This is a genomic window from Variovorax paradoxus (genome assembly GCF_030815975.1).
Lineage (GTDB): Bacteria > Pseudomonadota > Gammaproteobacteria > Burkholderiales > Burkholderiaceae_C > Variovorax > Variovorax paradoxus_N.
In genome coordinates, this window is sequence record NZ_JAUSXL010000002.1 from 1,091,870 (window position 1) to 1,114,051 (window position 22,182).

General features: G+C 68.6%; 20 protein-coding genes. 18 read left to right on the plus strand and 2 right to left on the minus strand.

Features of this window, described 5'->3' with window-relative positions:
* Positions 1-29: 29 nt before the first annotated feature.
* From QFZ47_RS08910 to QFZ47_RS08940, 7 genes are all read left to right on the plus strand, one after another.
* Positions 30-1,688 carry an ABC transporter substrate-binding protein gene (locus QFZ47_RS08910; RefSeq protein ID WP_307655298.1) on the plus strand — a complete coding sequence of 553 codons (1,659 nt, stop codon included), beginning with the start codon at positions 30-32 and terminating at the stop codon, positions 1,686-1,688.
* Complete coding sequence (locus tag QFZ47_RS08915; RefSeq protein WP_307655299.1) at positions 1,688-2,641, plus strand: ABC transporter permease; 954 nt, start codon at positions 1,688-1,690, stop codon at positions 2,639-2,641. The genes QFZ47_RS08910 and QFZ47_RS08915 overlap by 1 nt, the downstream gene beginning before the upstream one ends.
* Positions 2,642-2,646: 5 nt before the next feature.
* A complete protein-coding gene (locus tag QFZ47_RS08920; protein ID WP_307655300.1) occupies positions 2,647-3,555 on the plus strand; it encodes an ABC transporter permease in 909 nt (302 codons plus the stop codon).
* 376 nt (positions 3,556-3,931) lie between these two features.
* The gene (locus QFZ47_RS08925; protein WP_307655301.1) at positions 3,932-4,969 is read left to right on the plus strand and encodes an ABC transporter ATP-binding protein; all 1,038 of its coding nucleotides are present in this window, start codon (positions 3,932-3,934) and stop codon (positions 4,967-4,969) included.
* Positions 4,970-5,021: 52 nt separating this feature from the next.
* Positions 5,022-6,011, plus strand: a complete 990-nt coding sequence (locus QFZ47_RS08930; protein ID WP_307658909.1) for an ABC transporter ATP-binding protein — start codon at positions 5,022-5,024, stop codon at positions 6,009-6,011.
* A 34-nt stretch (positions 6,012-6,045) separates the two neighbouring features.
* Positions 6,046-7,227 (plus strand): amidase, encoded by a 1,182-nt coding sequence (locus QFZ47_RS08935; protein WP_307655302.1) that lies wholly within the window; start codon positions 6,046-6,048, stop codon positions 7,225-7,227.
* A complete protein-coding gene (locus QFZ47_RS08940) occupies positions 7,196-7,651 on the plus strand; it encodes a TfoX/Sxy family protein (RefSeq protein WP_307655303.1) in 456 nt (151 codons plus the stop codon). Before QFZ47_RS08935 ends, QFZ47_RS08940 begins: the two co-directional genes overlap by 32 nt.
* Here QFZ47_RS08940 and QFZ47_RS08945 read toward each other — a convergent pair.
* Complete coding sequence (locus tag QFZ47_RS08945) at positions 7,648-8,157, minus strand: ureidoglycolate lyase (protein ID WP_307655304.1); 510 nt, start codon at positions 8,155-8,157, stop codon at positions 7,648-7,650. The genes QFZ47_RS08940 and QFZ47_RS08945 overlap by 4 nt on opposite strands.
* A 107-nt stretch (positions 8,158-8,264) precedes the next feature.
* Here QFZ47_RS08945 and QFZ47_RS08950 point away from each other — a divergent pair, with 107 nt between their 5' ends.
* Together QFZ47_RS08950 and QFZ47_RS08955 are read left to right on the plus strand one after the other, a co-directional pair.
* On the plus strand, positions 8,265-8,834 hold the full coding sequence (locus QFZ47_RS08950; RefSeq protein WP_307655305.1) for a YbhB/YbcL family Raf kinase inhibitor-like protein: 570 nt from the start codon (positions 8,265-8,267) through the stop codon (positions 8,832-8,834).
* Between the two features lie 47 nt (positions 8,835-8,881).
* Positions 8,882-9,121, plus strand: coding sequence for a hypothetical protein (locus QFZ47_RS08955; RefSeq protein ID WP_307655306.1), 240 nt, complete (start codon positions 8,882-8,884; stop codon positions 9,119-9,121).
* Here QFZ47_RS08955 and QFZ47_RS08960 read toward each other — a convergent pair.
* Complete coding sequence (locus QFZ47_RS08960; protein ID WP_307655307.1) at positions 9,106-10,038, minus strand: LysR family transcriptional regulator; 933 nt, start codon at positions 10,036-10,038, stop codon at positions 9,106-9,108. The two genes, QFZ47_RS08955 and QFZ47_RS08960, sit on opposite strands and share 16 nt — an antisense overlap.
* A 151-nt stretch (positions 10,039-10,189) precedes the next feature.
* Between QFZ47_RS08960 and QFZ47_RS08965 the strand changes: the two genes are divergently transcribed.
* From QFZ47_RS08965 to QFZ47_RS09005, 9 genes are all read left to right on the plus strand, one after another.
* Positions 10,190-12,325, plus strand: a complete 2,136-nt coding sequence (locus QFZ47_RS08965) for a 3-hydroxyacyl-CoA dehydrogenase NAD-binding domain-containing protein (protein WP_307655308.1) — start codon at positions 10,190-10,192, stop codon at positions 12,323-12,325.
* Positions 12,326-12,354: 29 nt separating this feature from the next.
* Positions 12,355-13,545 (plus strand): acetyl-CoA C-acyltransferase, encoded by a 1,191-nt coding sequence (locus QFZ47_RS08970; protein ID WP_307655309.1) that lies wholly within the window; start codon positions 12,355-12,357, stop codon positions 13,543-13,545.
* 10 nt (positions 13,546-13,555) lie between these two features.
* Positions 13,556-14,764 carry an acyl-CoA dehydrogenase family protein gene (locus QFZ47_RS08975; RefSeq protein ID WP_307655310.1) on the plus strand — a complete coding sequence of 403 codons (1,209 nt, stop codon included), beginning with the start codon at positions 13,556-13,558 and terminating at the stop codon, positions 14,762-14,764.
* Positions 14,765-14,774: 10 nt separating this feature from the next.
* Positions 14,775-15,917 carry an acyl-CoA dehydrogenase family protein gene (locus tag QFZ47_RS08980; protein ID WP_307655311.1) on the plus strand — a complete coding sequence of 381 codons (1,143 nt, stop codon included), beginning with the start codon at positions 14,775-14,777 and terminating at the stop codon, positions 15,915-15,917.
* Complete coding sequence (locus QFZ47_RS08985; protein ID WP_307655312.1) at positions 15,914-16,729, plus strand: oxepin-CoA hydrolase, alternative type; 816 nt, start codon at positions 15,914-15,916, stop codon at positions 16,727-16,729. Before QFZ47_RS08980 ends, QFZ47_RS08985 begins: the two co-directional genes overlap by 4 nt.
* 73 nt (positions 16,730-16,802) lie before the next feature.
* Complete coding sequence (locus QFZ47_RS08990) at positions 16,803-18,011, plus strand: CaiB/BaiF CoA transferase family protein (protein ID WP_307655313.1); 1,209 nt, start codon at positions 16,803-16,805, stop codon at positions 18,009-18,011.
* A 33-nt stretch (positions 18,012-18,044) separates the two neighbouring features.
* Positions 18,045-19,043, plus strand: a complete 999-nt coding sequence (locus QFZ47_RS08995) for a Bug family tripartite tricarboxylate transporter substrate binding protein (protein WP_307655314.1) — start codon at positions 18,045-18,047, stop codon at positions 19,041-19,043.
* A 46-nt stretch (positions 19,044-19,089) separates the two neighbouring features.
* On the plus strand, positions 19,090-21,066 hold the full coding sequence (locus QFZ47_RS09000) for an acyl-CoA synthetase (RefSeq protein ID WP_307655315.1): 1,977 nt from the start codon (positions 19,090-19,092) through the stop codon (positions 21,064-21,066).
* A 63-nt stretch (positions 21,067-21,129) separates the two neighbouring features.
* Entirely contained in the window at positions 21,130-22,128 is a 999-nt protein-coding gene (locus tag QFZ47_RS09005) for a Bug family tripartite tricarboxylate transporter substrate binding protein (RefSeq protein ID WP_307655316.1), read from the plus strand.
* The last annotated feature ends 54 nt before the right edge of the window (positions 22,129-22,182 follow it).

Sequence of the window (22,182 nt, forward strand, 5' to 3'; positions counted from 1 at the left end):
CTCTTTTGCCATCTACACCGGAGTTCCATGTGAAGCGTGCTGCCCCTGCCCTGTCCCTGAAACCCCTGGCCGCCTGCGCGGCGCTCGCCGCCCTGGCCTTCGCGACGCCGGCCCTGGCCCAGGAGAAGACGCTGCGCATCGCCATGACCGCGGCCGACATTCCGCGCACGCTGGGCCAGCCCGACCAGGGCTTCGAGGGCAACCGCTTCACCGGCATCCCGATCTACGACTCGCTCACGCAATGGGACCTCTCCAAGGCCGATGCGCCGAGCGTGCTGATTGCCGGCCTCGCCACCTCGTGGGCGGTGGATGCCAAGGACAAGACGAAGTGGGTCTTCAAGCTGCGCCCCGGCGTCAAGTTCCACGACGGCTCGGCCTTCAATGCCGATGCCGTCATCTGGAACGTGCAGAAGGTGCTCGACAAGGACGCCCCGCAGTTCGACCCGAGCCAGGTCGGCGTGACCGCCTCGCGCATGCCCACGCTGCGCACCGCGCGCAAGATCGACGACCTGACAGTCGAGCTCAGCACCAGCGAGCCCGACGCCTTCCTGCCGATCAATCTGACCAATCTGTTCATGGCCTCGCCCGCGCAGTGGCAGAAGAAGTTCGACGCCGCGGCCGGCGCCACGCCCGCCGACAAGTCCAAGGCCGCCTGGACCGCCTTCGCGGCCGACCCCGCGGGCTCGGGCCCGTTCAAGGTCACGCGCTTCGTGGCGCGCGAGCGCCTGGAGCTGGCCGCCAACAAGGCCTACTGGGACGCGAAGCGCGTGCCGAAGATCGACAAGGTCGTGATGCTGCCGATGCCCGAGGCCAACGCGCGCACCGCCGCGCTGCTGGGCGGCCAGGTCGACTGGATCGAGGCCCCCGCGCCCGACGCCATGCCGCAAATCACGCAGCGCGGCTTCAAGATCTATTCCAACGCGCAGCCGCATGTGTGGCCGTGGCAGCTGTCGTTCGCCGAAGGCTCGCCCTGGCTCGACAAGCGCGTGCGCCAGGCCGCCAACCTGTGCATCGACCGCGGCGGCATGAAGCAGCTGCTCGGCGGCATGATGGCCGAGCCCAAGGGCACGGTGCCGCCCGGCCATCCGTGGTGGGGCAACCCCAAGTTCGACATCAGGTACGACGTGAAGGCCGCGCAGGCGCTGATGACGCAGGCCGGCTACTCGGCCGCCAAGCCGATCAAGGTGAAGGTGCAGATCTCGGCCTCGGGCTCGGGCCAGATGCAGCCGCTGCCGATGAACGAGTTCGCGCAGCAGTCGCTCAAGCAGTGCTTCTTCGACGTCGAGTTCGACGTGATCGAATGGAACACCCTCTTCACCAACTGGCGCAAGGGCGTGAAGGACCCGTCGGCCAACGGCGCCAACGCAACCAACGTGAGCTTCGCGGCGATGGACCCCTTCTTCGCGATGGTGCGCTTCGTGAGCACCAAGACCTTCCCGCCCGTGTCCAACAACTGGGGCTACTACGGCAACGCCGAGGTCGACAAGCTGGTGGCCGATGCGCGCACCAGCTTCGACGACAAGGCGCGCGACGCCGCGCTCGCCAGGCTGCATGCGCACATCGTGGACGACGCGCCGTTCGTGTGGATCGCGCACGACGTGGGTCCGCGCGCGCTGTCGGCCAAGGTCAAGAACGTGGTGCAGCCGAAAAGCTGGTTCATCGACATCGCAACCATGACGATGGACTGATGCTCGCCTATCTGCTGCGCCGCGTGGTCTACGCCGTGCCGATCATGATCGGCGTGGCGCTCGTGTGCTTCCTGCTCGTGCACATCGCGCCCGGCGATCCGCTGGTGTCGATCCTGCCGCCCGACGCCTCGGCCGACCTGCAGGCACAGCTGCGGGAGCTCTACGGCTTCAACCGCTCGCTGCCCGAGCAGTTCGCGATGTGGGTCTGGCGCGCGCTGCATGGCGACCTGGGCGTTTCGATCGCGAGCAACCGCGCGGTCGCAGGCGAGGTGCTCACGGCTGTGGGCAACACGCTGCGGCTCGCTGTGGTGGCGACCTTTATCGGCTTCGTGCTGGGCTGCCTGTTCGGCTTCGTGGCGGGCTACTTCCGCAATTCGTGGCTCGACCGCTTCGCCTCGATGCTGTCGGTGCTGGGCGTGAGCGTGCCGCACTACTGGCTGGGCATGGTGATGGTGATCGTGTTCTCGTCGCAGCTCATGTGGCTGCCGGCCACCGGCGCGGGCCCGGGCGGCTCGAGCGACTGGGACTGGGACTGGGAGCACCTGCAGTTCCTGATCCTGCCGGCCCTCACGATGTCGGTGATCCCGATGGGCATCATCGCGCGCACCGTGCGTGCGTTGGTGGCCGACATCCTCGACCAGGAATTCATCGTCGGGCTGCGCGCCAAGGGCCTCACGCATGTCGGCGTGTTCCGCCACATGGTGAAGAACGCGGCGCCTACGGCACTCGCGGTGATGGGCCTGCAGCTGGGCTACCTGCTCGGCGGCTCGATCCTGATCGAGACGGTGTTCTCGTGGCCCGGCACCGGCTTTCTGCTGAACTCCGCGATCTTCCAGCGCGACCTGCCGCTGCTGCAGGGGACGATCCTGGTGCTGGCGCTGTTCTTCGTGTTGCTCAACCTGCTGGTCGATGTGCTGCAGACGCTGCTCGACCCGCGGATCGCGCGGGCCTGACGACCATGAGCGCACTGCCCATCTCCTCTGCTGCCGGCGCTGCCGACCTGAAGCCGCTGCTGCCGATGCAGCGCTCGCGCGGCTACTGGACCTCGGCGCTGCTGCGCTTCACGCGCGATCCGGTCGCGATGGGTGCCGCATTCGTGGTGCTGCTGCTGATCGGCCTCGCCGTGTTCGGCCCCTGGCTCGCGCCGGCCGATCCTTATGCCTCCTCGATGCTCAAGCGGCTCAAGCCGATCGGCACCGCAGGCCTGCCGCTGGGCAGCGACGAGCTGGGCCGCGACATGCTGTCGCGCCTGATCGTCGGCGCGCGGCTGTCGCTGTTCATCGGCATCACGCCGGTGGTCTGCGCCTTCGTGCTCGGCACGGTGATCGGCATCGTCGCGGGCTACGCGGGCGGCTTCACCAACACGCTGATCATGCGCACCATCGACGTGTTCTACGCGTTTCCGTCGGTGCTGTTGGCGATCGCGCTGTCGGGCACGCTCGGCGCGGGCGTGGTCAATTCGCTGATCTCGCTGACCATCGTGTTCATTCCGCAGATCGCGCGCGTGGCCGAGAGCGTGACCACGCAGGTGCGCACGCGCGACTACGTGGAGGCGGCGCGCGCCTCGGGCGCGAACCCGTTCACGATCGTGCGGGTGCATGTGCTGGGCAATGTGCTCGGTCCGATCTTCGTCTACGCCACGAGCCTGATCGCGGTGTCGATGATCCTGGCCTCGGGCCTCTCGTTCCTGGGCCTGGGCGTGAAGCCACCGGAGCCGGAGTGGGGCCTGATGCTCAACACGCTGCGCACAGCGATCTATGTGCAGCCGTGGGTGGCTGCGTTGCCGGGGGCGATGATCTTCATTACGTCGATCTCTTTCAATCTTCTGTCCGATGGGTTGCGGTCGGCGATGGACAACAAGGGATAGGGATGGCGTCTCTTTTTGTTCGCCGCGTTGTGTTTGAGGCTTTTCGTTCGGGGCGCGCTCCCGCCGACGGGGTACCTTGCTCCGCGAATGTCCTCCGGCCTCCGGCCTCCCCCTTGATTTCGCTGCGCAAGGCACCCCATCGACGGGAGCGTTATGCGCAGCGGTCGTTGATCAGCCGTTTACCAGCAGCGTGCCCAGGTGCACAGGGCATCGGGTGCTCCCCGCAGCGAAATCAAGGAGGAGGCCGCAGGCCGGGGGACATTCGCGGAGGGGAGTACCCGGTGGCCTGTGCACGCGCCCTGAAAAAAAAGCGCCCCGAACAAAAGCGCCAAGAACATCAGCGCCAAGAACAAAAGCAACAAAGGAGCATGACCCCATGGACGCAATGAAAGACATCGGCGGCCCCGCACAACCGCTTCTCACCATCACAGGACTCGTCAAGCACTTCCCGCTCAAGAAGGACCCTCTGGGCCGCGGCGGCGGCGTGGTGCGCGCGGTCGACGGGGTCGATTTCGAAGTGCTCAAGGGCGAGACGCTCGGCGTGGTCGGCGAATCGGGCTGCGGCAAGTCGACCACCGCGCGGCTGCTGATGCAGCTGATCGCACCAACCCGGGGCGAAGTGATTTTCGACGGCCGCGAGGTCGGCGGGCGCGAGCTGCCGCTCAAAGAATTTCGGCGCCAGGTGCAGATGGTGTTCCAGGACAGCTACGCCTCGCTGAATCCGCGCCTGACCATCGAGGACTCCGTCGCCTTCGGCCCGCAGGTGCACGGCGTCGGCCGGCGCGAGGCCGTGGCGCGTGCGCGCGACCTGCTCGCGCGCGTCGGGCTCGAACCGCAGCGCTTTGCCGAACGCTATCCGCACGAACTGTCGGGCGGACAGCGCCAGCGCGTCAACATCGCGCGCGCGCTCGCATTGCAGCCACGCATGGTGATCCTCGACGAGGCCGTGTCGGCGCTCGACAAGTCGGTGGAGGCGCAGGTCATCAACCTGCTGCTCGATCTCAAGGCCGAGTTCGGCCTGACCTATCTCTTCATCAGCCACGACCTCAACGTGGTGCGCTACATGAGCGACCGCGTGATGGTCATGTACCTGGGCCAGGTGGCCGAGATCGGGCCGGCCGACGCGCTCTACGATGCGCCCGCGCATCCCTACACGCGCGCGCTGCTCTCGTCGATGCCCTCGATGGACCCCGACCACCGCACCGAGGAAGCGCCGCTCGCGGGCGACCCGCCGAACCCGATCAACCCGCCCACGGGCTGCCGCTTCCATCCGCGCTGCGCGCTGGCCGCGCCGGTCTGCAGCCAGGTCGCGCCCGAGCCCATCGCCACCGGCGAGCGGCATGCGGCAAGCTGCCTGGTCCACGAGCCCGGCAGCGGACATCCGATGGCCGTGCCGCTGGCCAGGGCGGCATGAACGCATGATGACCACGACGACGATGAACAACCCACCCCCTTCTTCCGAGCCGATGGTCCGCCTGCGCGACCTCAGCGTCAGCTTCAGCGGCGGCCGCAAGCCCGTGCATGCGGTCAGCGGCGTGAGCCTGGAGGTGCAGCGCGGCGAGGTGGTGGCGCTGATCGGCGAATCGGGCTCCGGCAAGAGCGTGACCATGCGCACGCTGCTGCGCCTGCATCCCGAACGCCGAACGCGCATCGGCGGGCAGGTGCAGGTGGCGGGGCGCGACGTGCTCGCGATGCCCGCGCGCGAACTCGACGACTTCCGCGGCAAGGTCGCCTCGATGATTTTCCAGGAGCCGCTGCTCGCGCTCGATCCGGTGTATTCGGTGGGCGCGCAGATCGTCGAGTCGATCCGCCGCCACGAGTCGATGAGCAAGGCCGAGGCGCAGCAGCGTGCGCTCGCGCTGTTCGAGCGCGTGCGCATCCCGAGCCCCGAGCGGCGCCTTTCGGCCTACCCTCACGAGATGTCGGGCGGCATGCGCCAGCGCGCGATGATCGCGCTCGCACTCGCCTGCAAGCCGCAGCTGCTGCTGGCCGACGAGCCGACCACCGCGCTCGACGCCACGGTGCAGATCCAGATCCTGCTGCTGCTGCGCGAACTGCAGCGCGACCTCGGGCTGTCGGTGATCTTCGTCACGCACGACATCGGCGCGGCCGTGGAGGTGGCCGACCGCATCGCCGTGATGTATGCCGGCCGCATCGTCGAGGAAGGCACCGCGCGCGAGCTGATCCGCTCGCCGCGCCACCCCTACACCATCGCGCTGCTCAAGAGCCGCGCGCATGGCGCACTGGCGCGCGGCGCACGGCTGGAGACCATCGGCGGCGCGCCGCCCGATCTCTCGGCGATGCCGCCCGGCTGCGCCTTTGCCGAACGCTGCGCGCTCGCGAGCGATGCCTGCCGCGCCGCGCAGCCGCCGGTGGTGGAGCTCGCGCCGAACCATCGCGCGCGCTGCATCCATACCGAAGCCGCCGCCGCCATCGCACCCACGCTGGTCGCCTGATCCGCACCTGCAGCACACACAACGACAGCACGCCATGCCCCTGCACGACCCCGCCCATGCCTTCGTTCCGTACCCCGACGCGCCGGTGCCGCATGCGCCCACCGGTCCGCTGGCCGACCTGAGCTTTGCAGCCAAGGACCTGTTCGACGTGGCCGGCTATCCCACCGGCGGCGGCAGCCCGATCGTGCTGGCGATGTCGGGCATCAAGACCCGCACCGCGCCCACCGTGCAGAAGCTGCTCGATGCGGGCGCGCGCTTCGTGGGCAAGACCGTGACCGACGAACTCGCGTTCTCGATGAACGGCAACAACGCGCACTTCGGCGCACCGATCAACGGTGCCGCGAAGGACCGCATCACCGGGGGATCGTCCTCCGGCTCGGCCTCGGCCGTGTCGTCGGGCCTGTGCGACTTCGCGCTCGGCACCGACACCGGCGGCTCGGTGCGCGCACCGGCCAACCACTGCGGGCTGTACGGCCTGCGCCCCACGCATGGCCGTGTGAGCCTCGAAGGCGCACTGGACCTCGCGCCCAGCCTCGACACCTGCGGCTGGTTCGCACGCGACATCGGCACCTTCGCGCGCGTCGCCGACGTGCTGCTGGGCGCCGACACGGCCGCGCTGCCCGCGCGCGTGCGGCTGCTGCGCGCCGAGGATGTGTGGTCGCTCGCAGTGCCGGCCGCGGCGGACGCGCTCGCGGATGCCGCCGCGCGCGTGCAGGATGTGCTCGGCGAAGCGAAAGGCATCACCGTCGCGCTCGACTCCTTCGATGCGATGTACTGGAACTTCCGCTACGTGCAGGCGCACGAGGCCTGGCTCACGGACGGTCCGCTGATCGAGCGCTACGCACCGCCGCTGGGCCCGGGCGTGGCCGAGCGCTTTGCCTGGTCGCGCGGCGTGACCGATGCGCAGATCGTCGCGGGCCGCGCCTTCCGCACCGCCTTCCGCAGCCACCTTGCCAAGCTGCTCGGCAGCGACGGCGTGCTGCTGATGCCGACCATGCCCGACATCGCGCCGCTGCGCAGCGAGGGCGAGGCTGGCCTCGAGGACTACCGCAACCGCGCGATCCAGATGCTGTGCATCGCGGGCCTTGCAGGCTTTCCGCAGCTGTCGATACCGCTCGCGCAGCGCCACGGTGCGCCGCTCGGCATGTCGCTGCTCGGGCCGGCGGGGTCGGACCGGTCGCTGATTGCGCTGGCGCAGCGCATGGCCGGGAGCTGACGCGGCATGGCTGGACTCGGCGACACTGCACGCTTTCCATCCAGCGCCCGGCGCCAGCAGCATCATGTCGGAAGCATCGTCGCAGTTCGTCGATTTCATCATTGACCGGCTCTCCGGAATCCCGCGCATCGCGAGGACCCGTTTCTTTGGCGGCACGGGCCTCTCGGCCGACGCCACGCAGTTCGCGATGATCATGGGCAGCACGGTGTACTTCGTCGTGGACAAGGACACGCGGCCGAAATACGAGAAGCTGGGCAGCAAATGCTTTGCCTACGACACGAAGGCCCGGCGCGTCCAGGTCAGGAAGTACTTCGAGGTCCCCATCGAGATCATCGAAGACCACGAGGCGCTGGCGGCCTTGGCAAGGGAATCCGTTCTGGTCGCGCAAAACCTGAAGAGGAAGCCGGCCGGCAAGCGCGCCTAGCCTTGCCAGTCGACGACCACCGGCGCCGCCAGCGCGCAGGTATCGCAATCGACATTCGCCGCCGCCCGCTCCACCACCACGAAGTCGCCCGCATCCACCGCGAGCAGCGCGTGGTGCCAGGTGCCGGGCGCGAGCGTCACGCCCTGCAGCCCGTCGGTGGCGAACGCAGCGAGCGCCTCGGCCTCGGGCGCATTGCCGGCCGGCGCCACGACGATGACGAAGCGCCGCGCTCCCAGCGGCACGAAGCTCTGGCTGCCGAGCGCGTGGCGCTCCATCTCCGTGACCTCGTGCGGGAAGCGCCTGGCCTGCGCGCGGAACAGCGCGAGCATCGGCCAGCCGCCTTCCGCGCCGAGCTGCAGGTCGCCGACGAGGTCGAAGCGCTCGGCATTGCCGCCATTGATCGACCGCCCTGCGGCCCCGGGAAAGGCCAGCACCGTGCCGTAGGGCGCGAAGGCTTGCGGTGTCAGCGGCTGGGGCACAAGGACGTGGGGAGCGGCATCGGTCATGCGGCGAGTACAGCAGAAAACATGCCGGTGGCCATGCAATGCTGCATTGCGGAGCGCCTGAACCTTGGCTACGCTCTGCCGCGACGACAACCACCCCTGGAGAACACATGCGCACCCTTCGCCTCGGCCCCCTCTCGATCCCGGCCGTCGCCTTCGCGGCCCTCATGTCGGGCTGCACCGCCATGCAGCCCGCCACCGGCGGCAAGGCCGCGACGGGGATGAAAGTCACGTCCAGCGCCTTTGCCGACAACACCACCATTCCGGCCGAGCACGGCGGCGTCGGCGACTGCGGCGGCAAGAACGTGTCCGTGCCGGTGGCGTGGACCCAGTTGCCCGCCAGGGCAAAGTCGGTCGCCGTGCTGCTGTCGGACCCGGACGGCGCCCTGGGCCTCGGCGTTTCGCACTGGGTGGCCTACAACATCCCTGCCGAGCGCGGCCAGCTCAAGGCGGGCGAGACGGCCGGCTTCACCATGGGGCCGAACGTGGCAGGCGCCGCGGCCTACCGCGGCATGTGCCCGCCGGTCGGCGACTGGCCGCACCACTACACGCTGACCGTGGTCGCGTCCGATCTGGCGCCGGACGCGCTGCCGGCCGGCCTGGCGCGCGACGCCCTACTCGCCGCACTCAAGGGCCATGCGCTGGGCGGGCAGAGCGTGGTCGGGCTCTACGGCCGCTGAAGTTGCGGGTTCTCCCTTCACCTCGTGCGCAGCGATGCGCCTCTGCGATGCGCCGCTCCGCCGCCCTTCTCCTTCTCATTGCCACCGCGCTGGCCGCAGGCTGCGCGTCGCGGCCCGCGCCCCGCATCACATTTCTGAACGACGGCGTGCTCAAGTCGCCCACCGCGCAGGACGCGGAAAACTACTGCCGCAACTTCGGTGCACCCATGCGCTTCCTGAGCGCCGAAGGGTCGGAGGTTCCGGCCGCGCAAGTCCCGGCAGGCGAAGTCATCTACCGCTGCGATTGATCGTCCAGCTTCGCTTCGGGCACCCGCACCCGCTCCAGGATGAAATCGATGAAGGTGCGGATCGCGCGCGTGTGCTGCCGGTTCGGCATGTAGAGCATGAACATCTGCGTGCCGAAGATGGAAAGTCGCCAGTCGTCGAGCGTGGTCACCACGTCGCCCTTGCGCACATCCTCCTGCACCACATAGTCGGGCACGAGGCCGATGCCCAGGCCCGCGAGGATGGCCTGGCGCAGGAACAGGAAGTTCTCCGAGATCAGCGTGGGCTCCAGGATCACCTCGCGCCGCACCTCTCCCAGATTCTGGCCCTGATAGGCCGACACGCGCAGCTGCCGGCCGATGACGGCGGCCGTGACCACCGGTGCGCCCTGCAGTTCGTCGAGCTGCACCGGCAGCGGGTGCTTCCTGGCGTAGTCGCTTGATGCGCAGGCCACGTAGCGCACCGGTCCCATCTCGCGCGCCACCAGGTTCTGCGGCGGCTCGGGGATCACGCGGATCGCAATGTCGACCTCGTCGCGCAGCAAATCCTCGATGCGGTTCTCGAACACCACGTCGAGCACGATGCCGGGGTACTGCCGCTTGAAGTCGATCAGCCAGCCGGCCATCACCAGCTGGCCGTAGCCGCTGGGCACGCTCAGGCGCACGCGGCCCTGCAGGCCCTGGCCCAGCGTGGTGACCGATTCCTTCGCGGCCAGCAGCTCGGTCTGGATCGCCACGCCGTGCTGGTACAGGCGCAGGCCGATCTCGGTCGGTTCGGCGCGGCGGGTGGTGCGGCGCACCAGTTGCACGCCGACCGAGCGCTCCAGCTGGTTCAGGTGGTAGCTGACGTTGGCGCGGCTCATCTTGAGCCGGCGCGCCGCCGCGCTCAGGTTGCCGGCGTCGAGGATTTCCACCAGCAGGGTGAGCGATTGGAGGTCCATGCAGGGGATTGTGTCAAAAAATCTTTGACAGTCTGTCAACGGTCTATGCAATTGTCAAAGCACCGGCGCGGGCCAAGAATGCGGGGTTCACCCCAGAGCCTCGGGCCCCTCGCGTTTGCAGGGCCCGCCACGCAAGAGACAAGACAAGCACATGGCCACCACAACCTCCAGCCCTTCCACGCCTTCCGGTCCCGTCACCTTCGAGCGTCTTGGCGACGTGTTCGTGGTGACCATCGACAACCCGCCCGTCAACGCCCTGGGCGTGGATGTGCGCCGCGGCCTCGTGGCCGCCATCGAGGCGGCCGAGGCCGACAGCGCCGCTGCCGCGGTGCTGATCGTCGGCGCGGGCCGCAACTTCATCGCCGGAGCCGACATCCGCGAATTCGGCAAGACGCCGCAGCCGCCCTCGCTGCCCGAGGTGTGCCTGAAGATCGAGAACTGCACGAAGCCGGTGGTCGCCGCAATTCATGGCGCCGCGCTCGGCGGCGGGCTCGAAGTGGCGCTGTCGGCGCATTACCGCCTGGCCGCACCGTCGGCCAAGCTGGGCCTGCCCGAAGTGCAGCTCGGCCTCCTGCCCGGCTCGGGCGGCACGCAGCGTGCGCCGCGCCTGATCGGCGTGAAGCCCGCGCTCGAACTGATGCTGAGCGGCCGCCATGCAGGCGCGAAGGAAGCGCTGTCGCTCGGCCTGGTGGACCGGCTCGGCCACGACGCCGACGCGCGCGCCGAAGGCCTGGCCTACACGCAGGAACTGGTCGCCGCCAAGGCGCCGGTGCGCCGCACGCGTGAAGCTGCCGGCCTGGCCGACAAGGAAGCCAGCCGCGCCGCCCTCGAAGCCGCGCGCGCCGACACCGCAAAAAAGAGCCGCGGCCTGTTCTCGCCGATGAAGATCATCGAAGCCGTCGAGGCCGCGCTCAAGCTGCCTTTCGATGAAGGCATGGCGCTGGAGCGCAAGCTGTTTTTGCAATGCATCGACAGCCCGCAGCGCGCCGGCCTGATCCACGCCTTCTTCGCCGAGCGCGAAGTGCTGAAGGCGCCCGAGACCCGATCCGCCGCGCCGCGCGCACTCGAATCGGCCGGCATCGTCGGCGGCGGCACCATGGGCGCGGGCATCGCGGTGGCCATGCTCGACGCGGGCCTGCCTGTGACCATGATCGAGCGCGACGAGCCCAGCCTCGCGCGCGGCCGCCAGCATGTCGAGAAGGTGTACGACGGGCTGATCAAGAAGGGCCGCATGACGCCCGAGGCCAAGGCCGCAGTGATGGCGCGCTTCTCGGGCTCCACGAGCTACGACGCGCTCGCGCGGGTCGACATCGTGGTCGAAGCCGTGTTCGAGGACATGGGCGTGAAGAAGGCCGTATTCGCCGAACTCGACCGCGTGTGCAAGCGCGGTGCGGTGCTGGCCACCAACACCTCGTACCTCGACATCGACGAGATCGCGGCCAGCATCTCGCGTCCGCAGGACGTGGTGGGCCTGCACTTCTTCTCGCCCGCCAACATCATGAAGCTGCTCGAGATCGTGGTGCCCGACAAGGTCAGCGCCGACGTGGTTGCCACCGGCTTCGAGCTCGCGAAGAAATTGAAGAAGGTGCCGGTGCGCGCGGGCGTGTGCGACGGCTTCATCGGCAACCGCATCCTCGCGGTGTACCGCCAGGCCGCCGACCACATGATGGAAGACGGCGCGTCGCCCTACCAGATCGATGAAGCGGTGCACAACTTCGGCTACCCGATGGGGCCGTTCCAGGTGTCGGACCTCGCGGGCGGCGACATCGGCTGGGCCACGCGCAAGCGCAAGGCCGCCACGCGCGACCCGCAGGCGCGCTACGTGCAGGTGGCCGACCGCATCTGCGAGCGCGGCTGGTTCGGCCAGAAGACGCAGCGCGGCTACTACCTGTACCCCGAAGGCGCACGCACCGGCCAGCCCGACCCCGAGGTGCTGGCCATCATCGACGCCGAGCGCGAGCGCGCGGGCATCGCGCCGCGGGCCTTCACCGAAGAAGAAATCATGCGCCGCTACATGGCCGCGATGATCAACGAAGGCGCCAACGTGGTGCTCCAGCGCATCGCGCTGCGGCCGCTCGACGTGGACGTGACCTTTCTCTACGGCTACGGCTTTCCGCGGCACCGCGGCGGCCCAATGAAGTACGCCGACACCGTGGGCCTGCCGAAGGTGCTGGCCGACATCCGCGAGTTCGCGAAGGAAGACCCGATCTTCTGGAAGCCTTCGCCGCTGCTGGTCGAACTGGTCGCACAAGGCGCCGATTTCGCGAGCCTCAATCAATCCGAGTAATCAGAGCCAGCCGTCCAGGAGCCAATCCCATGCGCGAAGCCGTCATCGTTTCCACCGCCCGCACCCCGCTCACCAAGGCGCACCGCGGTGAATTCAACATCACCCCGGGCCCCACGCTCGCGGCCTTCGCGGTGAAGGCGGCGGTCGAGCGCTCGGGCCTGGACCCCGCGCTGATCGAGGACGCGATCCTCGGCTGTGGCTACCCCGAAGGCACGACCGGGCGCAACATCGCGCGCCAGGCCATCATCCGCGCAGGCCTGCCGATCTCGATCGCCGGCACCACCGTCAACCGCTTCTGCGCCTCGGGCCTGCAGGCGATCGCCATGGCCGCGGGCCGCATCGTGGTGGACGGCGCGCCGGCCATGATCGCGGGCGGCGTCGAGAGCATCTCCCAGATCCGCGGCCGCAGCCCTGGCGACGGCGGCGACCTCACCATGGACCCGTGGATCGTCGAGCACAAGCCCGCGCTCTACATGGCCATGATCGAAACGGCCGACATCGTCGCCCAGCGCTACGGCATCAGCCGCGAGACGCAGGACCGCTTCTCGGCCGAGAGCCAGCGCAAGACCGAAGAGGCTCAACTGGCCGGACGCTACAGGGACGAGATCGTCGCCTGCACCACCACCATGGCCGTGACCGACAAGGACACCAAGGAAGTCAGCTACCGTGAGGTCACCGCCACCGAAGACAACTGCAACCGCCGCGGCACCACCTACGAGGCGCTCGCCAAGCTGAAGCCGGTGATGGGCGAAGACAAGTTCATCACCGCCGGCAACGCCTCGCAGCTGTCCGATGGCGCCTCGGCCTGCGTGCTGATGGAAGCGAAGGATGCCGAACGCGCCAACCTCAAGCCGCTGGGCGCATTCCGCGGCCTTGCGGTGGCCGGCTGCGAGCCCGACGAGATGGGCATCGGCCCGGTCTTCGCCGTGCCCAAGCTGCTCGCGCGCCACGGCCTCAAGGTCGAGGACATCGGCCTGTGGGAACTCAACGAAGCCTTCGCCTCGCAGTCGATCTACTGCCAGGAGAAGCTGGGCATCCCGTCGGAGCTGCTCAACGTGAACGGCGGCGCGATCTCCATCGGCCACCCCTTCGGCATGACCGGCGCGCGCCTCACGGGCCACGTGCTGATCGAGGGCAAGCGCCGCGGTGCGAAGTACGCGGTCGTCACGATGTGCATTGCCGGCGGCATGGGCGCGGCCGGCCTGTTTGAAATTTACTGAGGAGCGCGCGATGGACCTGAACTTCACCCCCGAAGAAGAAGCCTTCCGCGCAGAAGTGCGCGCCTTCCTCGCCGACAAGCTGCCCGCGCGGCTCTCGGCAAAAGTCAGCAGCGGCAAGATCCTCGCCAAGGCCGACATGGAGGAATGGCACGCCATCCTCAACGAGCGCGGCTGGCTCGCCAATCACTGGCCCGAGCAGTACGGCGGCCCGGGCTGGACGGCGGTGGAGAAGTTCATCTTCGAACACGAATGCGCGCTGGCCTTCGCGCCGCGCATCGTGCCCTTCGGCGTGAACATGCTCGGACCGGTGCTCATCAAGTACGGCAACGAGGCGCAGAAGAAGCACTGGCTGCCGCGCATCCTGAACGGCGACGACTGGTGGTGCCAGGGCTATTCGGAACCGGGCGCGGGCTCCGACCTGGCTGCCGTGAAGACCTCGGCCGTGCGCGGCATCGACGCCGAGGGCGACCACTACATCGTGAACGGCCAGAAGACCTGGACCACGCTGGGCCAGCACGCCAACATGATCTTCTGCCTGGTGCGCACCAACCGCGAGGCGAAGAAGCAGGAAGGCATCAGCTTTTTGCTGATCGACATGACGTCGCCCGGCGTCGAAGTGCGGCCGATCATCACGCTCGACGGCGAGCACGAGGTGAACGAAGTGTTCTTCTCCGACGTGCGCGTGCCGGCCGAAAACCTCGTCGGCGAAGAGAACAAGGGCTGGACCTGTGCCAAGTACCTCTTGACCTACGAGCGCACCAACATCGCGGGCGTGGGCTTCTCGGTGGCGGCGCTCGAACAGCTCAAGGGCATTGCCGCGACGCAGACGAAGAATGGCAAGCCGCTGGCCGAAGATCCGGCGTTTGCCGCACGCATGGCGCGTGTCGAGATCGATCTCGAGAACATGAAGACGACGAACCTGCGCGTGATTGCGGCCGTGGCCGGCGGCGGCGTGCCGGGTGCGGAGAGCTCGATGCTCAAGATCCGCGGCACCGAGATTCGCCAGGAGATCTCGTCGCTGGCACGCCGCGCGATGGGCGTCTATGGACGGCCTTTCGTGGAGGAAGCGCTGCACGACGGCTTCGACGGCGAGACCTTCGGTCCGGCCTACGCATCGGCTGCCGCCGCGCGCTACTTCAACAACCGCAAGCTGTCGATCTTCGGCGGCTCCAATGAAATCCAGAAGAACATCATTTCAAAAATGATTCTGGGTCTGTAAGGGGAACGGAATGAACTTCGCACACACCGAAGACCGGCGCATGCTCGCCGACAGCCTGAACCGTTTCATCGCCGAGCAGTACGCCTTCGATGCGCGTGACCGCATCGCAAAGTCCGCGCACGGTTTCAGCAAGGAAATCTTCCAGAATTTCGCCGAACTGGGCGTGATCGGCGCGCTGTTCAGCGAAGCCGATGGCGGCTTCGGCGGGGGTGGCTTCGACATCGCCGTGGTCTTCGAGGCGCTGGGCCGCGGGCTCGTGGTCGAGCCGCTGCTGGGCGCGGTGATGGTCGGCGAGGCGCTCAGCGCTGCCGGCAGCGATGCGCAGAAGGAAAAGATCGGCGACATCATCAACGGCGTGACCGTCGCGGCCTTTGCGCACGACGAGGCCGATACGCACTACGAACGCACGCGTGTGCAGACCCGCGCCGAACGCACTGGCGATGGCTGGGTGCTGAACGGCGCCAAGGCTGTCGTGCCGCAGGGCGAGCAGGCCGACCTGTTCCTGGTTTCGGCCCGCACCTCGGGCAGCTTCGACGACGAAGCCGGCATCTCGCTGTTCCTCGTGCCCGCGAAGACGGCAGGCCTCACGGTGCGCGGCTGCCCCGCCATCGACGGCGGCCGCGTCGCCGAACTCACGCTCGACGGCGTGAAGCTCGGCGCCGACGCGCTGCTCGGCACCGAAGGCCAGGGACACGCCACACTGGAACGCGCCATCGGCCGCGGCGTGCTCGCGCTGTGCGCCGAAGCGCTCGGCGCGATGGAAGCCGCCAAGACCGCCACGCTCGACTACCTGCGCACGCGCAAGCAGTTCGGCACGCTGATCGGCAGCTTCCAGGCGCTGCAGCACCGCATGGCCGACCTGCTGCTCGAGATCGAACAGGCCCGCTCGGCCGTGATCAATGCCGCAGCCGCCATCGACGGCACGGACCGCGTGGCGCGCGAGCGCGCGCTGTCGGCGGCCAAGTTCAGCATCGGGCGCATCGGCGCGCTGGTGGCCGAAGAGAGCATCCAGATGCACGGCGGCATCGGCATGACGTGGGAGCTGCCGCTGCCGCACTACGCCAAGCGGCTCGTGATGATCGACCACCAGTTCGGCGACGAAGACCACCACCTGCAGCGCTACATCGCGCTGGGCCAGGAGGCTGTTCAATGAGCGACGACAAGACCGTCCTGATCTCGCAGCAAGGCGCCGTGCGCATCCTGACCAACAGCAACCCCGGCGCACGCAACGCGATCACGCCGACGCTCTACGCGGAGCTGCGCGCCGCGCTCGCCGATGCGGCGAACGACCCCGAAGTCGGCGCCGTCGTGTTCACCGGTGCGGGCGATTTCTTCTGCTCCGGCGGCGACCTCAACCTTTTGGCCAGGCGCCGCGAACTGCCCGCCTCGGAGCGGCGCGAAAAGCTCGAAGGCCTGCACGACCTGATCCGCGACATCCGCGATTTCGGCAAGCCGGTCATCGCGGCCGTCGAAGGCGGTGCAGCGGGCGCGGGCCTCTCGATGGCGCTGGCCTGCGACATGCTGGTGTCGGCGCGCGATGCGCTCTACACGGTGGCCTATGTCAAGGTCGGCCTCACGCCCGACGGCGGCGCCACGGCCTTCCTTGCGGAATTCGTCTCGCGCCAGGTGCTGACCGAGATGTGCCTGACCGGCGACCGCATGCCGGCCGAGCGCCTGCATGCGCTGGGCGCGGTCAACCGGCTGACCGACAAGGGCGCCGCACTGGCCGAGGCCATCGCGCTCGCGGCCAAGGTGGCCGACGGCCCGCAGCGCGCAAGCGCACGCATCAAAACGCTGTGCCGCCAGGCGCACCGCGCCACGCTCGAGCAGCAGCTCGAGGCCGAGGCCGTGTACATGGTCGAGTCGCAGGCCGACGCCGAAGCGGCCGAAGGCATCGGCGCCTTCCTCGGCAAGCGCAAGGCCGATTTCGCCGCGCTGCACCGCAAGAAGCAGGACGCGCCCTGACGCCGCCCGCACTCACCCATCTTCACGCCTCGCGCACGCTGCGGGGCTTTCTCGTTTCAAGGGAGCTGCTCTCATGCCCATGCTGAATTCCTCGCTGCCGCTCGCCGGCGTGCGCGTCCTCGATTTGTCCCGCATCCTCGCGGGCCCCTGGTGCGGCATGGTGCTGGCCGACATGGGCGCCGAGGTCATCAAGGTCGAGCACCCGGGCCGCGGCGACGACACGCGCGACTGGGGCCTGCGCGTCGGCAAGACCGAGACCGCCTACTTCAACAGCGTGAACCGCAACAAGCGCTCGGTCACGCTCGACCTGCAGACGCCCGAAGGCCAGCAGATCGCGCGCGACCTCGCAAAGCAGTGCGACGTGGTGATCCAGAACTTCAAGTTCGGCGGCATCGACAAGCTGGGCCTGGGCTACGAACAGCTCAGCAAGGAGCAGCCGGGCCTCATCTACTGCTCGATCTCGGGCTATGACCGCACCGGCCCCGAGGCCGCGCGCCCGGGCTACGACCTCGTGGTGCAGGGCGAGGCCGGCCTGATGGCGCTCAACGGCGAGGCCAGCCAGCCGCCGCTGAAGTTCGGCGTGGCCATGGTCGACCTGTTCACCGGCATGTATTCGGCGCAGGCCGTGCTCGCGGCGCTCTACCAGCGCGAGAAGACCGGCAAGGGCCGCCATGTGGAAATGGCCCTCTTCGACTGCGGCCTGATGATCACGGCCTACTACGGCCTCGAAGCGCTCCTGATGAGCGAAGACCCGCCGCGCTACGGCAACTCGCATCCGTCGATCGTGCCCTATGGCGTGTTCGACGCGGCCGACGGCCCGCTCGTGATCACCGTGGGCAACAACGCGCAGTTCGCGCGCTTCTGCACCGAGGTGATCGAGCGGCCCGACCTCGCGGCCGACGAGCGCTTCAAGACCAACATCCTGCGTTCGGCGAACCGCGCGGTGTTGCTGCCCGAGCTGCACGCGGAACTCGCCAGGCGCCAGCGCGCCGACCTGCTGGCCAGGCTCAGCGCCTCGGGCATTCCCTGCGGCGAAGTGCTCGGCCTGCTCGAGGCGCTCAACTCCAAGCGCGCGACCGACGCGGGCCTGGTCACGACGCAGCCGCATCCGGTCGCCGGCAAGGTCAACGTGCTGGCGCCGCCCTACCGCTTCGACGGCGAGCGCCTGCCCGTGCGCAGCGCACCGCCGCAACTGGGCGAAGGCACGCACGAGGTGCTGCAGTCCCTGCTCGGCCTGTCGGACGACAGGCTCGCGCAACTGAAAACGAACGGCGTCGTCTGAAGGCGCCCATCTTCCGATCTCTCGAACAAGTCCATGGCATTTCCTTCTTCCCGCTCCCTTCGCAATCCCGCACGCCGCGCACTCCTTGCCCTGGCCCTTCCGCTCCTGGCCGGTGCCGCCTTCGCGCAGGCCTGGCCGTCCAAGCCGATCACATTCGTCGTGCCCTTTCCGCCCGGCGGCCCGACCGACGTCGCCACGCGCATCGTGGCGCAGAAGATGTCGCAGGGCCTGAAGCAGAACATCCTCGTCGACAACCGCAGCGGCGCCTCGGGCACCATCGGCGCGGCGGTGGCCGCCAAGGCTGCGCCCGACGGCTACACCTTCGTGATGCTGGCCACGCCCACGCTGCTGGCCGCGCACCTCTACGGCCAGACGCCCTACGACATCTTCAAGAGCTTCACGCCCGTGGGCACGGTGTACGACCTGCCGATCGTGATGGTGGTGAACCCGAAGGTGCTGCCCGGCGTGAACGGCCTGCAGGACCTGATCGCCAAGGCCAGGGCCGAGGGCGGCAAGCTCAACTACACGACCGCCGGCGCCGGCAGCTTCGGCCACCTGACGACCGAGCAGCTCAAGAACATCGGCAAGTTCGAGATGCAGCATGTGCCCTACCGCGGCAGCGCGCCGGCCGTGACCGACCTGATCGGCGGGCAGGTGCCTGCGATGTTCTCGGACCTGGTGGCGGTGATGCCGCACATTCGCTCGGGCACGCTGCGCGCCATCGCGGTCGGCTCGGGCAAGCGCGTGAGCCTGCTGCCGGATGTGAAGACGGTCTCCGAGCAGGGCTTCCCGGGCTTCGATGCCACTTCCTGGGGCGGCCTGCTGGCGCCGGCGGGCACACCCAGGGACGTGGTCGATCGCATGAGCGCCGAGCTGAAGACCGCGCTGGCCGACAAGGAAGTGCAGGACAAGCTCGAGGGCGTCGGCTCCTTCGCGGCCTACCGCACGGCCGAGCAGACCGGCGTGCGCATGCGCCAGGACTTCGAGCGTTGGGGCAAGGTCATTCGCGACAACAAGATCACGAACCAGTAAAACAGCGCTTCGCGCGCGGCCGGCAAGACAATATCCAGGAGACGACATGACAGGCAACGACAAGAAGATCAATACGGGCGGCGCGCCGTTCCGCCCGCTGTTGCCGGTCCGCAGCCTTGCCGACATCCGCAAGCTCGAAGAGACGCCGCTCGACGAAGCGCTGACGGTTCGCAGCACCTACGAGATCTTCCGCAACGCGGGCGCGGCCTTCGGCGGCAAGACCGCGCTGACCTTTCTTCGCACCGGCAACCCGGCCGACGCGCCGATCCGCTGGTCGTACGCCGAGCTGCTCGCGCGCATCCACCAGACCGCGAACATGCTGCACACCCTGGGCGTGGGCCCGCAGGACGCGGTGGCGGTGCTGCTGCCGGGCTGCCTCGAATACCACCTCGCGCTCTGGGGCGGCGAGGCGGCCGGCATCGTGCAGCCGCTGAACCCGCTCTTGACCGACGAGAAGCTGGTGGCGCTGATGACCGCCGGCCGCGCCAAGGTGCTGATCGCCTACGGCTCGGACAGCGAATCGGGCATGTGGTCGAAGGCGATGCGCCTGCGCGGCCAGGTGCCGACACTGACCACGGTGCTGCGCGTGGCGCCGCACGACGAAGCGCCCGGCGCGGCCGGCACGCTGCCCGAAGCAGGATCGGGCAGCACTGGCGCGCTGCCGGGCGTGGCCGACTTCGACGCGCTGCGCGCCGCCCAGCCGGCCGACCGGCTCGTGAGCGGCCGCGACATCGCGCCCACCGACATCGCCGCCTACTTCCACACCGGCGGCACCACCGGCGCGCCAAAGCTCGCGCGCCACAGCCACGGCGCGCAGGTGTTCACGGCCTGGGCCAGCGTGCAGGTCGCGGGCATGAACGAAGAGGGCATCTCGATCAACGGCTATCCGCTGTTTCACGTGGCGGGCGTGCTGCCGGCCTCGCTGGCATCGCTCTCGGCGGGCATGGAAGTGATCATTCCGACGACCTCGCTGCTGCGCAACAAGGAGGTGCTCGCCAACTACTGGAAGCTGGTCGAAAAGTACCGGCCGACCTCGCTCTCGGCCGTGCCCACCGTGCTTGCCGCACTGGCGAACGTGCCGCTGAATGGCGCCGACATCTCGTCGATCGGCTACTGCCGCACCGGCGCCGCCGTGCTCTCGCCCGAGCTGGCCGCGCGCTTCGAGCGCCTGTTCGGCCTGCATGTGCACGAGAGCCTGGGCATGACCGAGATGGCCGGCATCTCGACCATCACGCCGCCGGGCGTGGACGGGCCCGCGGGCTGCGTCGGCTTTGCGCTGCCCTACATGCAGATGCGCATCGTCGCGCTCGACGAGAACGGCAACGCCAGCGAGCGCGAGCTGCCGCCCGGCGAGCAGGGCATGGTGCTGTTCAAGTCGCCCAACCTGTTCTCGGGCTTCGTCGATCCGGCCGACAACGCCAAGGCCTTCACCGCCGACGGCTGGCTCGCGACCGGCGACCTGGGCTGGATCGACAGCGACGGCAGGCTCAACCTCAGCGGCCGCTCGAAGGACCTGATCATCCGCAGCGGCCACAACATCGACCCGAAGGTGATCGAGGACGCGCTGGGCGCGCATCCCGCGGTGCAGCTGTGCGCCGCAGTGGGCGCGCCCGATGCGTATGCGGGCGAGCTGCCGGTGGTCTTCGCAACGCTGGTGCCGGGCGCCTCGGCCACCGAAGACGAACTGCTGGCCTTCACCGCCGCGCGCGTCGACGAGGCGCCGGCCAAGCCCAAGTCCGTGATCGTCATCGAGCACATGCCGATGACCAACGTCGGCAAGATCTACAAGCCCGAGCTTCGCGCGATGGCGGCGAGCCGTGTGGTGGCCGCGGCCGTCGAGCAGGTCTGCGGCGAGCTTGGCGTCAACGCAGGAGCCATGCCGCGTGTCGCCCATCAGGGAGAGCGCCTGGTGCAGGTTCGCATCGATGCCGCCGCCGTGGGCGCGCTTGCAGCCCCGCTGCGGCAGCAGATCGAAACGGCGCTGGCGCCACTGCCATTCAAGACCCAGGTGCTGACCGAATAGTCCGGCACCATCAGGCTGGCGGCACGCACACAAAAAAAGATCAACCATCGGAGACATCGAGACATGAACAACGCCGCATTCACCACCCGCCGAGCCTTGCACGGCCTGGCCATTGCATCGCTCGCGCTCACGACCACCACGACCGGCTGGGCGCAAACCTACCCGACCAAGCCGATCCGCATGGTGGTGCCCTTTGCCGCGGGCGGCGCCACCGACGTGCTGGCCCGCGTGGTGGGCGAGAAGATGGCGGCGGGCCTGGGCCAGCCCGTGATCATCGACAACAAGCCCGGCGCCGCCGGCATCATCGGCACCGATGCGGTGGCCAAGGCGCCGGCCGACGGCTACACCCTGGTGCTGGCGCTGAGCAATTCGCTTCTCACCAACCAGTTCCTCTATCAGAAGCTGCCCTACGACACGCAGCGCGACCTCACGCTGGTCTACCAGATCGCCACTGCGCCGCTGGTGCTGGTGGTGCACCCCAGCGTGCCAGTGAAGAGCGGGCCCGAGCTTTTGAAGTACGTGGCCGCCAACAAGGGCAGGGTGGCCTACGGCTCATACGGCGTGGGCGCCTACCCGCACCTGGCCGGCGCGCACATGAGCCTCACGCAGAAGGCCGAGATGAACCACGTCGCCTACAAGGGCGAGTCGCCGATGCTGCAGGACCTGATCGGCGGCCAGATCCAGATGGCCTTTGCGAGCGCGCTGGTGGCCAAGCCCCACATCGAAGCCGGCAAGCTCCGGGCCATCGGCGTGAGCGGCGAGCGCCGCATGGCCACGCTCGCCAACGTGCCCACGCTGGCCGAGCAGGGCCTGGACGACGAGGCCTACCGCGTGACGGGCTGGCTCGCCATTGCCATGCCGGCCGGCACGCCCAAGCCAATCGTGCAGCGCATTGCCGAGGAAGTGGGCAAGGCCACCCGCCAGCCTGACGTGCAGGCGCGCGTGGCGGCGATGGGCTTCGACCTGAAGGAGAGCTCGCCCGAGGCCTTTGCCGCCGTCTACAAGAAGGAAAGCCCGGTCTGGGAGCGGCTGATCAAGGATTCGGGCGCCAAGCTCGAATAGCTGCCCGGGCCTCGGAGAGGGCGGGGAACGGGGCCGCAGTTTAGGAAAACCCCG

What these genes read in the sequence shown, in the direction of transcription:
- QFZ47_RS09005 (WP_307655316.1), top strand. Translation starts at nt 21,130, where the DNA reads ATGAACAACGCCGCATTCACCACCCGCCGAGCCTTGCACGGCCTGGCC.
- QFZ47_RS08985 (WP_307655312.1), top strand. Translation starts at nt 15,914, where the DNA reads ATGAGCGACGACAAGACCGTCCTGATCTCGCAGCAAGGCGCCGTGCGC.
- QFZ47_RS08935 (WP_307655302.1), top strand. Translation starts at nt 6,046, where the DNA reads ATGCCCCTGCACGACCCCGCCCATGCCTTCGTTCCGTACCCCGACGCG.
- QFZ47_RS08925 (WP_307655301.1), top strand. Translation starts at nt 3,932, where the DNA reads ATGGACGCAATGAAAGACATCGGCGGCCCCGCACAACCGCTTCTCACC.
- QFZ47_RS08950 (WP_307655305.1), top strand. Translation starts at nt 8,265, where the DNA reads ATGCGCACCCTTCGCCTCGGCCCCCTCTCGATCCCGGCCGTCGCCTTC.
- QFZ47_RS08915 (WP_307655299.1), top strand. Translation starts at nt 1,688, where the DNA reads ATGCTCGCCTATCTGCTGCGCCGCGTGGTCTACGCCGTGCCGATCATG.
- QFZ47_RS08980 (WP_307655311.1), top strand. Translation starts at nt 14,775, where the DNA reads ATGAACTTCGCACACACCGAAGACCGGCGCATGCTCGCCGACAGCCTG.
- QFZ47_RS08945 (WP_307655304.1), bottom strand. Translation starts at nt 8,157, where the DNA reads ATGACCGATGCCGCTCCCCACGTCCTTGTGCCCCAGCCGCTGACACCG.
- QFZ47_RS08955 (WP_307655306.1), top strand. Translation starts at nt 8,882, where the DNA reads ATGCGCCGCTCCGCCGCCCTTCTCCTTCTCATTGCCACCGCGCTGGCC.
- QFZ47_RS08990 (WP_307655313.1), top strand. Translation starts at nt 16,803, where the DNA reads ATGCCCATGCTGAATTCCTCGCTGCCGCTCGCCGGCGTGCGCGTCCTC.
- QFZ47_RS08970 (WP_307655309.1), top strand. Translation starts at nt 12,355, where the DNA reads ATGCGCGAAGCCGTCATCGTTTCCACCGCCCGCACCCCGCTCACCAAG.
- QFZ47_RS08965 (WP_307655308.1), top strand. Translation starts at nt 10,190, where the DNA reads ATGGCCACCACAACCTCCAGCCCTTCCACGCCTTCCGGTCCCGTCACC.
- QFZ47_RS08995 (WP_307655314.1), top strand. Translation starts at nt 18,045, where the DNA reads ATGGCATTTCCTTCTTCCCGCTCCCTTCGCAATCCCGCACGCCGCGCA.
- QFZ47_RS08920 (WP_307655300.1), top strand. Translation starts at nt 2,647, where the DNA reads ATGAGCGCACTGCCCATCTCCTCTGCTGCCGGCGCTGCCGACCTGAAG.
- QFZ47_RS09000 (WP_307655315.1), top strand. Translation starts at nt 19,090, where the DNA reads ATGACAGGCAACGACAAGAAGATCAATACGGGCGGCGCGCCGTTCCGC.
- QFZ47_RS08930 (WP_307658909.1), top strand. Translation starts at nt 5,022, where the DNA reads ATGGTCCGCCTGCGCGACCTCAGCGTCAGCTTCAGCGGCGGCCGCAAG.
- QFZ47_RS08960 (WP_307655307.1), bottom strand. Translation starts at nt 10,038, where the DNA reads ATGGACCTCCAATCGCTCACCCTGCTGGTGGAAATCCTCGACGCCGGC.
- QFZ47_RS08975 (WP_307655310.1), top strand. Translation starts at nt 13,556, where the DNA reads ATGGACCTGAACTTCACCCCCGAAGAAGAAGCCTTCCGCGCAGAAGTG.